The organism is Pseudothauera rhizosphaerae (genome assembly GCF_004801305.1).
GTDB classification, from domain to species: Bacteria; Pseudomonadota; Gammaproteobacteria; order Burkholderiales; family Rhodocyclaceae; genus Pseudothauera; species Pseudothauera rhizosphaerae.
The window spans coordinates 15473-27625 of the sequence record NZ_SSOD01000010.1; the positions used below are offsets into that span (position 1 = coordinate 15473).

The following is a 12153-nucleotide window of genomic DNA, read 5'->3' on the forward strand; positions in this document are numbered from 1 at the left end:
ATTTTTCGCACTCCCCCGAGCTCAACGCGCATGGCATGCATGCATACGCGCGACGCTGCTCCGACGCACCGCCGACGGCCGGTTCGACGTCCCCTTTCGGATCAGCTCAGGATCAACACGCCGGCCGGCAACGTGCGGGCGCGCAGGTCGAAAGACTCCTGCAACTGCCACAGCGCCATGTCCAGTTCGACGATGGCGAAGCGCCCGCTGACCGGGCGGTTGCGCACGCGGTCGTTCATGAGCATCACGCGACCGGTGCGATACCGGTTGATCTCATCGATGACGTCGGCCAGGGGCGTCTGGCTGAACACCAGCACGCCCTCGCGCCAGGCCGTGGCCGCGGCCGGCTCGACGCTGGCGACGCTGCCCACGGCAACGGCGTCGTAGCGCACCTGCTGGCGGGCCTGCAGGACGCGCGTACCCGCCGGATGCTCGACCCGCACCGCGCCTTCGATGCAGGTCACGCAGGCCTTGCCGTCCACGTGGCGCACTTCGAAGCGCCCCCACTCGGCCGTGCTGCGGCCGGCACCGGCGATGACGGCGAATGCGCGGCCCGCACCGAGGTCGATGGCGGCCTCGCCGGCGATCAATTCCAGACCGACGGCTTGCCCGCCGCTGGTGCGGCGGCGCACGCTGGTGCGGGTGTTGAGCGTCACGTCGATGCCGTCGGCCAGCGCCAGCGTGCGCTGCTCGCCGGCCGCGGTGCGGTCGTCCGCCCCCCATTCGTCGATGGCGGGCCACCAGCCCAGGGGCGGGTGGACCACGGCCACGCCGGCCGCTGCCGCCGCGCCGATGGCAGCCCCCAGGAAGGCGCGGCGGCCGTATGCCGAGCCGACCCGTCGCCGGGGCCGCGGCACGGCCTCGGGCTTGCGCTGCAGCAGTTCGCGCGCGGGCGGTTCGAGGGCGTCCCAGCGGAATTTGACCGCGTTGTAGGCGGCCTGATGGGCGGGACTGCTGTGCACCCAGCGCCGGAAGCGCTTGGCGTCCAGTTCACGGGCATCCCCCGAGCGCAGCAGGCGCAGCCAGTTCCAGGCCTGGGCTTCCAGGTCGGCAGGCACGGCGTGGCCGTCACGGGACGGAGGTGTCGTCATCGCGTCATGTCCTTCAGTCAGACTCGACCGGCAGGCGGGTTTCCGCCGGCCTGCCGCATGTGAGCGTCTGTCCTTTCATGATGGATGACGAACGAGCGCGTGGGAAACCGCATTATTTTCCTTCTTCGACCGCGGCCAGGTAGGCGTCCAGGCGTTCGTGGACGCGCCTGATTTCGTATTCTACGGTGCGCAGGGACACGCCCAGGCGCTGGGCGGCTTCCTTCTGCGTCACCCCTTCGGCATGGACCAGCAGCGCCACGGCACGGCGCCGCTCGGGCATGCGGTCCAGCAGTTCCTGCAGCGCTTCCAGGTCCGAACGCATTTCGGCCGCGTCCGCCGGACCTGGGGCCGGGTCCGCCAGTTCCTCCAGCAGCGCGTCGACATCCTCGCCGGACAGCAGGCGGCTGTTCCGGCGCTGCACGTCGATGGCGATGTTGACCGCCATGCGCGCGAGGTAGGCACCGGGATCGCGCACCGGGCCGAGGTCTTCGCCGCCCTTCAGGCGCAACCAGGTGTCGTGCAGCGCGTCGCCGGCCAGTTCGGCGTTGCCCAGCCGCCGCGCCAGGCGCCGCTTGAGCGCGGCATAGTGCTGGCCGAGGTAGTCCAGCAGGGCGACGTGCGTGCTCTCAGCCATTTCCGGTGCGCTCCCGCTGCTCTTCGCAGCGCGGCCCGTTCGCCGAATCGTTGGACCGGATCATCATCGTGAGCGCCTGCCGGGCGATGGCCGGCGGCGGCGCGCGCTCGATCCGCACGCGCTGCAGGGCGCCGAGCAGCGCAGCATCGCGCTCGGCATCGCCGCTGCTGCCGAGCAGGCGGACGTCGTAAAGCCGGCCGTCGGTACCGGGCAGGAAGCGCAGCAGCACGCTGTAGTCGGCCGGCCGGGTACGCGCATCCGCGCACAGGCTTTGCCAGATGCGTGCCTGGAGCAGGCCGGCATAGCCGGCCTCGCCGAACAGCGCGGCGAGGCCGCTGCGCCGCCCGACCGCAACCTCGGCCTGCTGCAGGACGAAGGTCTGGCCGAGACGGGAACGGCGCCGCGCCGCCGCCAGGCCGGAGCCCTGCAGCAGCATCTGCAACCCCACTTCGGCCGAGTAGCGACCCCGCACCGGCGAGGACGTGCGTCCGCCAAGGAGGTCGCTGGGCAGCAAGGTCGGGCGGCCGGTCGCCTGGGCATACCGGTCCAGCGCCGCTTCCAGCGGTTGGGTGGGGATGTCGAAGTCGAACTGCGTGTCGTCTTCGGAAAAGGACGAGGCCGGCACAGGTTCCGCCAGCGGGGGGCCACCGTACGCTAGTTCGACCGATGCAAGCCCTCCCAGCATGAAGAGCGCCGCTCCGGCGCCAATCAGGCCGGCCACAGGCGAACGCACGCCAGCCAACCCGGTTCACCTGACGAAGAGCCTTCATCGGCGCGACCATGCCGCGGGTCCCGGTACGGAATGAACGAGCAAGTCGACAAGATACGGGCAGCATTCATAGCCGCGACATTGTGGCGGCCGAGGATGATGCTTTCGTTACGGAGGGTGCAGGCGACCGGCGCTGCCGTGTGGCTTACGGCCGTTGTTGCATGATTGTCATCTTTGCTGGCTATGCTGATGCAGTCAGTCCCTTCAGCGCGGCCATTGCATCGACGCCCCGCGTATCAGGGCGGTTGGAGGCCGGTCTACAGCAGGGGCCTCGAGGAATGCGTGGCATAGGGTACCGTAATGCGCGATCACGGATTGGCTTGGTGGGGTTTGTGCTTGCGTGCGCTTGCACCGGCTTCCTTCATGCCGGCGTTGGGGTCTCCCCTCCTCCCCCGGCGGCCGGCGTATCCGCAGATGCCGCAATCGACTTCGACATCCCTGCGCAAGCGCTGGAAACGGCGCTGGAGCGCTATGGCGCCGTCACAGGTCGCTCCGTGATCCACCAGGGCTCGCTGTCCATGGGCCGCACGTCGAGCCCTGTCAAGGGGCGCTTCACGCCCGATGCCGGGTTGCGGCTGCTGCTGGAAGGCACCGGCCTGTCGCCGCGCTACTCGGACCCGGAGCGAATCGTGCTGCTGCCGGCGCCGCGGACGCCTTCGGACAATGCCGCAGCCGCGGCCGTACACCGGGCGTATTTCGGCGCTGCGCAGGCGAGCCTGCGACGGGCCTTCTGCAACAACCCGTGGATCGCGCCCGGCGGCTACCGTGCCGCGATCAGCCTGCGCCTGGATGCACGGGGTGCGGTGCTCGATGCCCGGCTCCTGGACACGACCGCGGACACAGCGCGTGACGCCGCCATCGTCGAAACGCTGCTGGCGATGCGTTTCCAGGCGCCGCCCGCGGACGTGCCGCAGCCGATGTTGCTGCTGATTCTGCCCAGGGCCGCAAGCGCGAACGAATGTCCGGCCGATTCCGCGGATCCGACTGAGAATTGAAGATCGGATATCATGAACAAAGCCGCCACCATCACCGAGTTCCTCGATTATCTGGCCTGCTCCTATGACGAACTGCGGCACCACTTGGCCCGTCGCCTGGGTTCGGATGAACAGGCGACCGAGGCGCTGCAGGACACCTGGGTCCGCCTGGCGTCCCACACGGGGGATGTCGCCGCCGATTCGGTCAGCAACCCCAGAGCCTACCTGCTGCGCATGGCGTTCAACCAGTTCGTGGACCGCTATCGCAGCCGGAGCCGGCTGCTCGGCGCCGAGGAGATCGACGCCCTGCTCACCCACCCCGATCCTGCGCCCGGACCGGCCGAGACCACCGAGGCCAGGGCCGAGCTCAAGTCGCTGGCTGCGATCATCGAACGCCTGCCGGCCCGGCGTCGGCAGATCCTGCTCGCGATCCGGCTCGAAGGCCTGCCGCAGAAGGAGGTGGCCGAGTGCCTGGGCGTCTCGCTCAGGCTGGTGCAGCGCGAGCTCAAAATGGCCCAGGAGCAGATCGCCGCTCATCTGGACCGATGACGCGCCGCCGCCATTGGCGTGCGTATCGCGCGCTCGCGATACGTCTACGTGATTGAGCGGCAGTTCCGCCGTCACCCTGCACATGGATCAATGATTCCCGCATCAGACCCTCCTCCGTTGAGTGCGATCGAACGCGAAGCCTTTGCCTGGGTCGTCCGCCTGACCTCCGGAAAGGCGACGGCCGCCGATGCCGATGCGCTGCAGGCCTGGTGCGCGCAGAGCCCGGCCCACCAGGCCGCCTTCGCCCGCGCCCAGCGCCAATGGCATAGCATCAAGGCGGCCGGCTCGCAGGTGTCCAACTGGACCCCTTTGCGCGCCGGCGGCGCGGCCGGCGGCAGCGTCCGCCTGCGCCGGCGCGCCTTGATCGGCGGTGCGCTGGCCGCGCCTGCGGCAATAGCGCTGGCGCTGTGGCGGCCGCCGCTGGACCTGTGGCCGTCCGCCGGAGAACTGAAGGCGGACTATCGCACCGCGACCGGCGAACGCCGCCGCGTGGAGCTGTCCGAGCACGCGGTGCTGGATCTGGATACGCGGACGAGCATCCTGGTCCGCGGCGCCCTCCAGGAAATCGAAATGATCGCCGGACAGGTGGCGATCGAGACCGATGGCGGCGTACCATTTGCGGTGCGGGCCGGGACCGGGCGCACGACCGCCGATGCCGGCGCCGCACGTTTCGACGTGCGGTGCATCGGGCAGGAGGTCCGGGTCACCTGTCTGTCGGGCTCGGTCCGCGTGAACCACCTCGCCGGCGTTCATCGCCTGCAGGCGATGCAGCAGATGAGCTACGATCAGCGTGCGATCGCCGAGGCCGTTCCGGCCGATCCGGAAGAGGCCTCGGCTTGGCGCGAGGGCGTGCTGGTGTTCCGCAGGGTACCGTTGGCCCGCGTGGTGGATGAACTCAACCGCTACCGGCCGGGCAAGGTGATCGTGCTCAACGACCGCATCGCCGCGCTTCCGGTCAGCGGCCGCTTCCTCATGGACGACCCGGACGCGGTCCTCGAACAACTCCGCCTGGCGCTCGACCTGAGCGTGAGCGTATACCCTGGCGGCATCGCCGTGCTGGCGTGACGCCGTGCCGCGCTTCAGCCCAGCGGAATCACGCGCCGATACTGCATGACCGGCCCTTCGCTGCGACGCAGGCCAAGGGTGACTTCCAACCCCCTTGCCGCGGCGCGGGCGCGGCCGGCGGCCGGCAGCCGGCGCCAGCCCTGGCCCGGCTCCCAGGCCCGGACCTCGAACGACGCCACGCCGTCGAGGGCGGCGATACGGTCGGCGGTGCGCGGTGCGGGCAATGGATACGCCGCCGCGGGATCGCCGGCGGCACGATAGAGCGTTCCGCCCTGCACCCACCATTGCACGCGCTGCCATTGGCCCGGCGCCGCGGGCGCGGCACGCACCAGTTCAATCGCAAACGGCACCTGGTTTGTGCGGCGCGCGTCCATGCCGGCGGGCAGCAGCGACACGGGTACCGCGGCACGGCGGCCGCGAGGCGCCTCTTCGCCGCCATTGCCATCCTCCTGCGACGCCGCCGCCTCGGCTGCGGGAGACGGCAGTTCCACGGTCGTGCGCCAGCTCAGGTCGCGCTCGATCTGCTGCAACGCCCGCATGAGCCGTACGCTTTCCTCCGTGCGCATCTGCAACCGGGTGTCCGCGCGGCTCATGCTGTCCAGGCCGCGCCAGGCGATCAGGCTGAGCAGCGCCATGATCATGATGGCGATCATGACTTCGATCAGGCTGAAGCCCGGCTCCGCGCGCCGCAGCGTCATGGCCGCTCCGGCAGCCGCGTCTGCAGGCTGGCCAGGCGCCGGTGGCTGTTGCGGCCCTCATAGACCTCCACCGAAACGAAGCGTACCCCTTGCTGCGAAGGGCCGATCTGCACGCGGCAGATGAAGGGTTGATCGGCCTGGGGGCAGTCGACGGCCTGGATGCCGGGCGGCGGCGGCGTGCCGACCTGCAGTTCCGCCAGACTGTTCTCCGCCGAGAGCATGGCGAGCGCGCGCTGTTCCAGATGGCCGAGGTTGGTGGTCGTCTGGCTGGTCATGCGCACGAACGCGGCCAGCGCCACGCTGACGATCGCCAGCGCGATCAGAACCTCGATCAGGGTAAAGCCGGCCTGGCCGTTGCGATCGCGCTTCGGGGCGTGTGGCGGCGCGCGCATGGGTCACTCCGCCCGGAAGCCGCCGGTGCCGTCGCGCACGATGGTGGCCGTGTCGTTGCCGCTGCGCAATTCCAGCTGCCAAGGCAGCCCCATCCATTCGGAGGTCAGGACCAACGGCCTGGCCGGCACGACCTCGACCGGCCGGATGCGCCACTGCCGCGGGCGCAGGACATCATCGCGCGGGAACTCGTCCAGATCGCCCGCCGTCGATACCGTCGGAACGACGCTGCCGGGAACGCCGGCCCATGTGCCGCGTGCGAAGTAGTAGCCGTCTCCACGCGGCTGCCACACGATGAGCCGACCGTCGATGCGGACCTCCTGCTGCGCGGCGCTCAGCCGCTGGGCGAGTTCCCGGGCGTCGAGCCGCAACGCCTCGCCGGGCCGGGGTGTAATGCTCACGGAGATCGCGGCCGTGGCGATGCCGATGATGACGATCACCACCATCACCTCGACCAGGGAAAATCCACGATTGCGGTCGATCGGACTCATGCCGGCGTGCCATTGATGTGATTGGAGGCCCGTCTCTGCTCGCTGCATTCGACGGGGGTTTGATTCTATGAATTGAATGTGGCGTTGACATGAAAGGCCAACATGAATCTGCTATCAACGCTGCAATCGCCCCCCTCCAACGGCGAGGACAGGACCGGCATCGTAGGAGCGGGCTTGCCCGCGATGAGGCGTCATTGGCACCCGGAACCGCCCCATCGCGGGCAAGGCCGCTCCTACATCGCCTGAAAGGAGCATGCCCCAATGCGCCACCCATGGAAGACCATCCCGCCCGCTCGTATGGTCCACATCGCGGGCGCATCGCTTGTCGCCGCAGGTCTGCTCTTCTGGTCCTACCGGCTGCTCGGCCCCGAACCGGCTCCGGCCCAGCGGCCGGAAGCGATTCAATCCGGGGTCGAACCGGCGGGCGAAATCGTGGCGGGCTGGCTGGGGCCCGGCGACGTTCGTCTGAACATCAACGTGATCGGCCTGGTACGCCGGCAGGACAAGGCGGTCGCAGTGCTCAGCATCAACGACGCGCCGCCGGTTGCCTATATGTCTGGCGAGACGCTGATGCGCGACGTGGTCCTGCGCTCCGTCGAGCCCGACGGCATCACCGTGGAGCGCTCGGGCACGCCCCTGCGCATCGCCGCGCCGGCCCGGCCGGAGCCCGATCCGTCGGGCATCGTTCGCGTTCCCTGACGACGGGCGCGCCCGGCCGAGGCGCTCGGGATCGGCCACCCTGCGACGGGCCGCGCCCCGCCGCCTTCATCAAAATGTCATTTCCTGGAACCTTGATCCAAGGCCGATCGTCCTGGCATTTCAGCAGCGGCATTCCGCTGTCGCATCTGTGTCGATCAATCCGTCTATTGAGAAGCAGGGGTCCGTGCCGTCTGGCGCTGCCTGCCTCGTTCCAGTAGACACCACCAGGAGGAGGTCATCAGATGCCCTCTTCTCGTTGCAGACCTGCTGACGACCTTCCCGCCTGACTCCAATTCCGGACGACGAATTCACGCGGTACCTGACCAAGCGGCGCTGCCGACATGGTTCCTGCGCATCGACATGCTGGCGCTGGGGAGAAGTCCGAATGAAGATGAGAAAGCCAAAGCACAGGGCCGGCCTGTACGGATCGAATGGCTACCGGGTCTCCATGACCGAGCTTGACGGAAAGCTGTCCGAATGGATGGGGGTGGCCAGAAAATCCGGCCCGGTCACTGTCGAGCGTTATGACGAGCCATGGGCCTGCATCGTATCCTGGCCGAGCTGGGTCGAAATCGACTGCCTGAAAACCTATCTCCCCGGCCGCAGCCACGCGCTGGTCTCCTTGCGGGAAGCGCTGGATAACGCACTTTCATCCGAGGGCAGGCTGATCAGCGAACTCACGCAGCAATGCCGGAGCGGCGTTGATGCTCACATCGTCATTCGTGCCTGGGTGCTGCAGATCGTCTATTCGGTCTCTTGCGCAACGCAAGTCCGGGAGGCGCTCGGCTACAACATGCTGTGGCGTTGGTTCATCGGCTATGCGCGTGCCTCGGACCCGTTGCCCGACGCCGCCAGGTTCATCCAGGACATGCGGATGGTCAGCGCCGAACCCCGCATCGTCGACCTAGTGTACCACTGCCTGTCCCGCAATCTGACAACGCATGCAGACGCATGCGAGTTCAAGGTGAACTTCGGTCTGCTGCACGCACTGCGCGATCATCACGTCGCGCCATCCGAAGGCGGAACCGACATCCCGGATGCGGAAGCTGGAAGCGGCAAGATCCTGCATGGCTGAACGCTTTCGGGAGGCTCACCAGCTTCGGCTGCCCGCAGGGTGTTGCGTGCGATCCCGGCGCGTGCGGCCATCTGTTTCAACAGCGGTTTCCGCTCATCCGTGTGAAGCCCAGCCCGCCGTCGCCGCTGCCGGGGCGGATGCAGATGGTGATGCCGAGCGAGCGGGCGGCTCGGTCGATATCCGGCGGAAAGGGCGAGAAAGGCACCGAACGCTCCACCACCGCCTTGATGAAGGCGATCTCCGCCGCCTGGTCGCCGGCATTGAGGACGACGAAACCCTGCAGGGAGCCATCCGGGTTGAGACGGAACCGGACCGCGGCGGGCTGGACACCGGGATCGCCCTTGCCGCGCTGGACGAACGCGGCGCTCTGATTCAGGCGGCGGAGCAGGCCGTTGAGATAGCTTTCCAGGCTGAAGGGATGGATGGGCGGAGCGTTCGGGCGCGCTTCCAGCAGGGCTTCCTCGCTTGCGTCCTGGCGGGCCATCTGGCGGCCCTGCTCGCGCGCCATGGCGAGTGCGCGCTGGGCGAGCGTGGGCTGCGGTGTGCGGGCGAGTTCGTCGAGGAATTTCTCCATCTCGGCTTTCTCGGCCTCGGTCCAGGTCGGTTCCCCACTGGGGGCGGTGATGGCTCGGGGGCTGGGTTGGGCCGCCCGCGGTTGCGATCTGGCGGTGGTGGGCGGCGTCGTGCGCCTGGCCTGGGGACGGGTACTCGGTGCCGCGGCTTGCGCGGACGGCGGCGGGGTGACCACTTGGGCGGGAGCGGCTTTCACCACCGGCGGCAGCAGACGGGCCTGAATGGACGGTACCGCCGGCGATGCCGCCGGCGGCTCGCGTTCCGGCTTGGAGCTTGACGCCAGCAACAGCAGCAAGAGGTGCAGTGCGCACGACAGCAGTAGCGCCAGGACGGAGGTACGCTGTTGTCGGGTCAGGCGCGGCTTGAACATTGCAGGTATTCTAATCGAGCCCTTTTGGGCACGTGCCGTGCCGGCGCGCACGACAAACCTTCCCAGAGCGGCCACGCAGCAGTACCCAGGCCAGATCCGTCCGTGGCACCGGCGATTGCCGGTCACGCCTTGCGGCTCACTTACCGGTAGCCATGCGCGCGCATTACCGACGTGGCGACAAAAGGCACACGTCGGCGTAAGATCGGCCCATGAAACCCTTGCGCTGGAACGCCGAAAAGAATGAGACGCTCAGATCGGAGCGAGGCATTTCTTTCGAGAGCATTGTGGTTGCGATCGAGGCCGGCGGGTTGCTGGACATTCTTGCCCATCCGAACCCTGCGAAGTATCCGAAGCAACGCGTTCTCGTCGTCGCCTGCGACAACTACGCTTACTTAGTACCGTTCGTGGAAGAGGTCGACTACTTCTTCCTGAAGACGGTGATTCCGAGCCGGAAGGCGACGAGAGACTACTTGAATCAAGGTGAAGCAGATGCCGAGAATTGATGAATATGAATCCGAAGTACTGACTGCCTACGACAAGGGCGAACTGAAGTCCATCGCGACAAAGGCCGAACTGGCAAAGTTCAAGGCGGCGGCGCGAGCTACAGCCATTAAAGACCGGCGCGTCAACATTCGGCTGTCGTCAGGAGATCTCAACGACATTCAGGTCAAAGCGCTCGAAGAGGGGGTGCCGTACCAGACACTCATTGCAAGTGTCCTGCATAAGTACGTTACGGGGCGCTTAAGAGAGTCACAGGAGGCCAAGCATAGCCAGGGCGAGACGGCCAAGCGACGCCCAACCCGGCGTTCGAGTGGACCTCGCGCGTAGCCACTGAGCACGCCAAGACGCGATGAACTATCGCGTCATCTTCAGCCCGGAAGCCCAAGAGCATCTTGCGGTCAGCAAGAGCGCAATGTCAGCCCTTTTGCTACAGATTTTGAAAGGGCAAAGACATGACATGATGGTGATCAACGGATCTTCTTGCATGGATAACTGCCCTTCTTGATGCAGGCCTCAAAGTACGACCCGTGAGAAGAAGCAGACATGATACCAGGATGAATAGATGATGGAACACCTGAATAACTGTAAAGGCCGCCGTTCAGAAACTCAACCTCAAGGATACGAGTCTCAGGATCATAGCCAACGGCGCGAAGATTACTGGAGGATACGGGAACTCTGTTCATGGTACTGCCTCCTGTGGATTGGTAAGTAAAAGGGTTAGCCTGCGCGGCAGGGCTGCTGTAGCGACGCGGAGGCAGAGCCGTCGGCTGGAACTGATGGTTGGGCCACTACGCATGCCACTGAACCAGCCACTCCCGCAAGGGCCATTACTACGAAAACCCAGTTGAATACTCGTCCGTAGGTGAACAAGCCGCCCACCAGCAGGTACTTCTTGAGCTTGCTCTTGGCCTCATCGTCTTTTTGAAATAGCGCAAGAATCTTGGCCTCTTCTGGTAGGCCTTTAAGAGATTGAGAATCAAGGTATTTTAGCGCGGCTTCCGCGTGCTTGATGAGCATGCGTGTTCTCACATCGAGCTTCCAGAAGATGAACGACAAGAACACCAACGACAGCGGCAAAAACGCATACTCAATGGAAACGCTTTTTCTTGAGATGATAGTAGCGAAGGCGCCAATAACAATGGCGCAAGACGTAATGTAAAAATTGAACGCCTTGAGACGCTGCTCCGCGTGCTGTGAAAAATAACCCCACGCGTAATCACGCCAAAGCTTACGGGTATTTTCGTCCATTATCTCAACCTTCTTTGTCTCGTCATTCACCGTACTACTCCTAAGAGTGACTAGCTCTCCGTGACCCAACGCAAAGTTTTATCGGATGGCAAAATGCACAGCATTTTGACGGTCTGCCGTAAGCACTTATTGGGCAATCTCTTGGCCGCCAACAACGATTATTTGAGGGTGTCGCTTCTGCCCCGCAACGAGTTTCTCTCCCCGGTAAAGGCGCCCGTACTCCCTCAAGGCATTGTAGGCCGGCAAACCGAATGCGGTTCCAAAAATGATTAGAATTAAAAGACCTGTTCCAAGACTCGGCTTGAGCGAACTCAGGAAGAATATTGGTGAAGCCGCAAGAAGGGCAGAGAAGAAATAAAGAACCAGATAGACACTGCGCCTCCATCGCCTCGACCACAGCGAGGAGTATTTCTTTTTGAACTTTACTTGAAGGTGGCCGGATTCGGGCAGATGCTCAAGATATGGGCGAGCGAGCACGTAGTCTCGGAGAGCAGAGCTGGGATTCTGGAGTGAGAGCAGATACTCCATTTCACGAACGGAAAGCGCAGTGTCACCGGCGATTGCGTGATATCCACGCTCAATTACCAAAGGATGAGGTCGAGGCGTCTTTCCGAGTTCGTCAAAGAATTCCTTGGCAAATTTGTAATCATCGCGGAGGCGAGTTTTTCGCGATACGAAAACGTCGTACACGAGTTTCCCAACGGTTACGATGCTGATGACAGCACCGACTAGCTTTAGAACATCATCGAGTCCCATCAATCCTCCAGTTCAGTGCCCAACGTGTTAGCTAACCCGGCCGTCGGCGCGCTAAGAGCACGGCGGGAGCCTGTAAGCATAGCTTGCAGGCGATGTCGTTGCAGTGTTCTCGAAAGCCATTCTCGCTTGAGGTACGGACGTAGTGGCCGGCATTGTGGAGCGGGCTTGCCCGCGATGCGGCGGTTCCGGGTACAAATGACCGCCGCATCGCGGCCAAGGCCACTCCTACACGGATAGCGTTTTCAGGTTGGGCCGGACTGATGAAAACGG

At 65.3% G+C, this 12153-nt stretch carries 17 protein-coding genes; 7 read left to right on the forward strand and 10 right to left on the reverse strand.

Going from position 1 to position 12153, the window contains the following annotated elements; translation table 11 throughout:
• Window positions 1-101: 101 nt before the first annotated feature.
• The 3 genes from E6O51_RS13240 to E6O51_RS13250 form a co-directional block, all read right to left on the reverse strand.
• Window positions 102-1091, reverse strand: coding sequence for a FecR family protein (locus E6O51_RS13240; RefSeq protein WP_136385474.1), 990 nt, complete (start codon window positions 1089-1091; stop codon window positions 102-104).
• A 112-nt stretch (window positions 1092-1203) separates the two neighbouring features.
• The gene (locus E6O51_RS13245) at window positions 1204-1725 is read right to left on the reverse strand and encodes an RNA polymerase sigma factor (protein ID WP_136385475.1); all 522 of its coding nucleotides are present in this window, start codon (window positions 1723-1725) and stop codon (window positions 1204-1206) included.
• Window positions 1718-2350, reverse strand: a complete 633-nt coding sequence (locus E6O51_RS13250) for a TonB C-terminal domain-containing protein (protein ID WP_168735269.1) — start codon at window positions 2348-2350, stop codon at window positions 1718-1720. The genes E6O51_RS13245 and E6O51_RS13250 overlap by 8 nt, the downstream gene beginning before the upstream one ends.
• 467 nt (window positions 2351-2817) lie before the next feature.
• Here E6O51_RS13250 and E6O51_RS13255 point away from each other — a divergent pair, with 467 nt between their 5' ends.
• From E6O51_RS13255 to E6O51_RS13265, 3 genes are all read left to right on the forward strand, one after another.
• Window positions 2818-3489, forward strand: a complete 672-nt coding sequence (locus tag E6O51_RS13255) for an STN domain-containing protein (protein ID WP_136385477.1) — start codon at window positions 2818-2820, stop codon at window positions 3487-3489.
• A 12-nt stretch (window positions 3490-3501) separates the two neighbouring features.
• On the forward strand, window positions 3502-4017 hold the full coding sequence (locus tag E6O51_RS13260; protein WP_136385478.1) for an RNA polymerase sigma factor: 516 nt from the start codon (window positions 3502-3504) through the stop codon (window positions 4015-4017).
• A 117-nt stretch (window positions 4018-4134) separates the two neighbouring features.
• Entirely contained in the window at window positions 4135-5082 is a 948-nt protein-coding gene (locus tag E6O51_RS13265) for a FecR family protein (RefSeq protein ID WP_211091402.1), read from the forward strand.
• A 14-nt stretch (window positions 5083-5096) separates the two neighbouring features.
• On the opposite strand, the gene E6O51_RS13270 is transcribed toward E6O51_RS13265, so the two are convergent.
• Genes E6O51_RS13270 through E6O51_RS13280 form a run of 3 tightly spaced genes read right to left on the reverse strand, consistent with a single transcriptional unit; the run spans window position 5097 to window position 6661 of the window.
• Window positions 5097-5780, reverse strand: a complete 684-nt coding sequence (locus E6O51_RS13270) for a PulJ/GspJ family protein (RefSeq protein WP_136385480.1) — start codon at window positions 5778-5780, stop codon at window positions 5097-5099.
• A complete protein-coding gene (gene gspI, locus E6O51_RS13275; RefSeq protein ID WP_136385481.1) occupies window positions 5777-6172 on the reverse strand; it encodes a type II secretion system minor pseudopilin GspI in 396 nt (131 codons plus the stop codon). Before gspI ends, E6O51_RS13270 begins: the two co-directional genes overlap by 4 nt.
• Window positions 6173-6175: 3 nt before the next feature.
• Window positions 6176-6661 carry a prepilin-type N-terminal cleavage/methylation domain-containing protein gene (locus E6O51_RS13280; RefSeq protein WP_168735270.1) on the reverse strand — a complete coding sequence of 162 codons (486 nt, stop codon included), beginning with the start codon at window positions 6659-6661 and terminating at the stop codon, window positions 6176-6178.
• Between the two features lie 261 nt (window positions 6662-6922).
• Here E6O51_RS13280 and E6O51_RS13285 point away from each other — a divergent pair, with 261 nt between their 5' ends.
• Both E6O51_RS13285 and E6O51_RS13290 read left to right on the forward strand, forming a co-directional pair.
• Entirely contained in the window at window positions 6923-7360 is a 438-nt protein-coding gene (locus E6O51_RS13285; protein WP_136385483.1) for a hypothetical protein, read from the forward strand.
• Window positions 7361-7745: 385 nt separating this feature from the next.
• Entirely contained in the window at window positions 7746-8435 is a 690-nt protein-coding gene (locus tag E6O51_RS13290; RefSeq protein WP_136385484.1) for a transposase, read from the forward strand.
• Window positions 8436-8511: 76 nt separating this feature from the next.
• Here E6O51_RS13290 and E6O51_RS13295 read toward each other — a convergent pair whose 3' ends face one another.
• A complete protein-coding gene (locus tag E6O51_RS13295) occupies window positions 8512-9378 on the reverse strand; it encodes a hypothetical protein (RefSeq protein WP_136385485.1) in 867 nt (288 codons plus the stop codon).
• A gap of 209 nt (window positions 9379-9587) precedes the next feature.
• Here E6O51_RS13295 and E6O51_RS13300 point away from each other — a divergent pair, with 209 nt between their 5' ends.
• Window positions 9588-9881 (forward strand): BrnT family toxin, encoded by a 294-nt coding sequence (locus tag E6O51_RS13300; protein WP_136385486.1) that lies wholly within the window; start codon window positions 9588-9590, stop codon window positions 9879-9881.
• On the forward strand, window positions 9868-10206 hold the full coding sequence (locus E6O51_RS13305; protein ID WP_136385487.1) for a hypothetical protein: 339 nt from the start codon (window positions 9868-9870) through the stop codon (window positions 10204-10206). Before E6O51_RS13300 ends, E6O51_RS13305 begins: the two co-directional genes overlap by 14 nt.
• A gap of 140 nt (window positions 10207-10346) precedes the next feature.
• Here the strand turns inward: E6O51_RS13305 and E6O51_RS13310 are convergent, their stop codons facing one another.
• The 3 genes from E6O51_RS13310 to E6O51_RS13320 form a co-directional block, all read right to left on the reverse strand.
• On the reverse strand, window positions 10347-10562 hold the full coding sequence (locus E6O51_RS13310) for a KTSC domain-containing protein (protein WP_136385488.1): 216 nt from the start codon (window positions 10560-10562) through the stop codon (window positions 10347-10349).
• A 34-nt stretch (window positions 10563-10596) separates the two neighbouring features.
• The gene (locus tag E6O51_RS13315; protein ID WP_136385489.1) at window positions 10597-11157 is read right to left on the reverse strand and encodes a hypothetical protein; all 561 of its coding nucleotides are present in this window, start codon (window positions 11155-11157) and stop codon (window positions 10597-10599) included.
• A gap of 96 nt (window positions 11158-11253) precedes the next feature.
• Window positions 11254-11883: a hypothetical protein gene (locus tag E6O51_RS13320; RefSeq protein WP_136385490.1), complete on the reverse strand. Its 630-nt coding sequence runs from the start codon at window positions 11881-11883 to the stop codon at window positions 11254-11256.
• Window positions 11884-12153: the final 270 nt, after the last annotated feature.

Bases quoted from the DNA above. Each gene is read 5' to 3' on its own strand.
- E6O51_RS13280 (WP_168735270.1), bottom strand. From the start codon at position 6,661: ATGAGTCCGATCGACCGCAATCGTGGATTTTCCCTGGTCGAGGTGATG.
- E6O51_RS13320 (WP_136385490.1), bottom strand. From the start codon at position 11,883: ATGGGACTCGATGATGTTCTAAAGCTAGTCGGTGCTGTCATCAGCATC.
- E6O51_RS13285 (WP_136385483.1), top strand. From the start codon at position 6,923: ATGCGCCACCCATGGAAGACCATCCCGCCCGCTCGTATGGTCCACATC.
- E6O51_RS13270 (WP_136385480.1), bottom strand. From the start codon at position 5,780: ATGACGCTGCGGCGCGCGGAGCCGGGCTTCAGCCTGATCGAAGTCATG.
- E6O51_RS13240 (WP_136385474.1), bottom strand. From the start codon at position 1,091: ATGACGACACCTCCGTCCCGTGACGGCCACGCCGTGCCTGCCGACCTG.
- E6O51_RS13300 (WP_136385486.1), top strand. From the start codon at position 9,588: ATGAAACCCTTGCGCTGGAACGCCGAAAAGAATGAGACGCTCAGATCG.
- E6O51_RS13310 (WP_136385488.1), bottom strand. From the start codon at position 10,562: ATGAACAGAGTTCCCGTATCCTCCAGTAATCTTCGCGCCGTTGGCTAT.
- E6O51_RS13295 (WP_136385485.1), bottom strand. From the start codon at position 9,378: ATGTTCAAGCCGCGCCTGACCCGACAACAGCGTACCTCCGTCCTGGCG.
- E6O51_RS13245 (WP_136385475.1), bottom strand. From the start codon at position 1,725: ATGGCTGAGAGCACGCACGTCGCCCTGCTGGACTACCTCGGCCAGCAC.
- gspI (WP_136385481.1), bottom strand. From the start codon at position 6,172: ATGCGCGCGCCGCCACACGCCCCGAAGCGCGATCGCAACGGCCAGGCC.
- E6O51_RS13290 (WP_136385484.1), top strand. From the start codon at position 7,746: ATGAAGATGAGAAAGCCAAAGCACAGGGCCGGCCTGTACGGATCGAAT.
- E6O51_RS13305 (WP_136385487.1), top strand. From the start codon at position 9,868: ATGCCGAGAATTGATGAATATGAATCCGAAGTACTGACTGCCTACGAC.
- E6O51_RS13260 (WP_136385478.1), top strand. From the start codon at position 3,502: ATGAACAAAGCCGCCACCATCACCGAGTTCCTCGATTATCTGGCCTGC.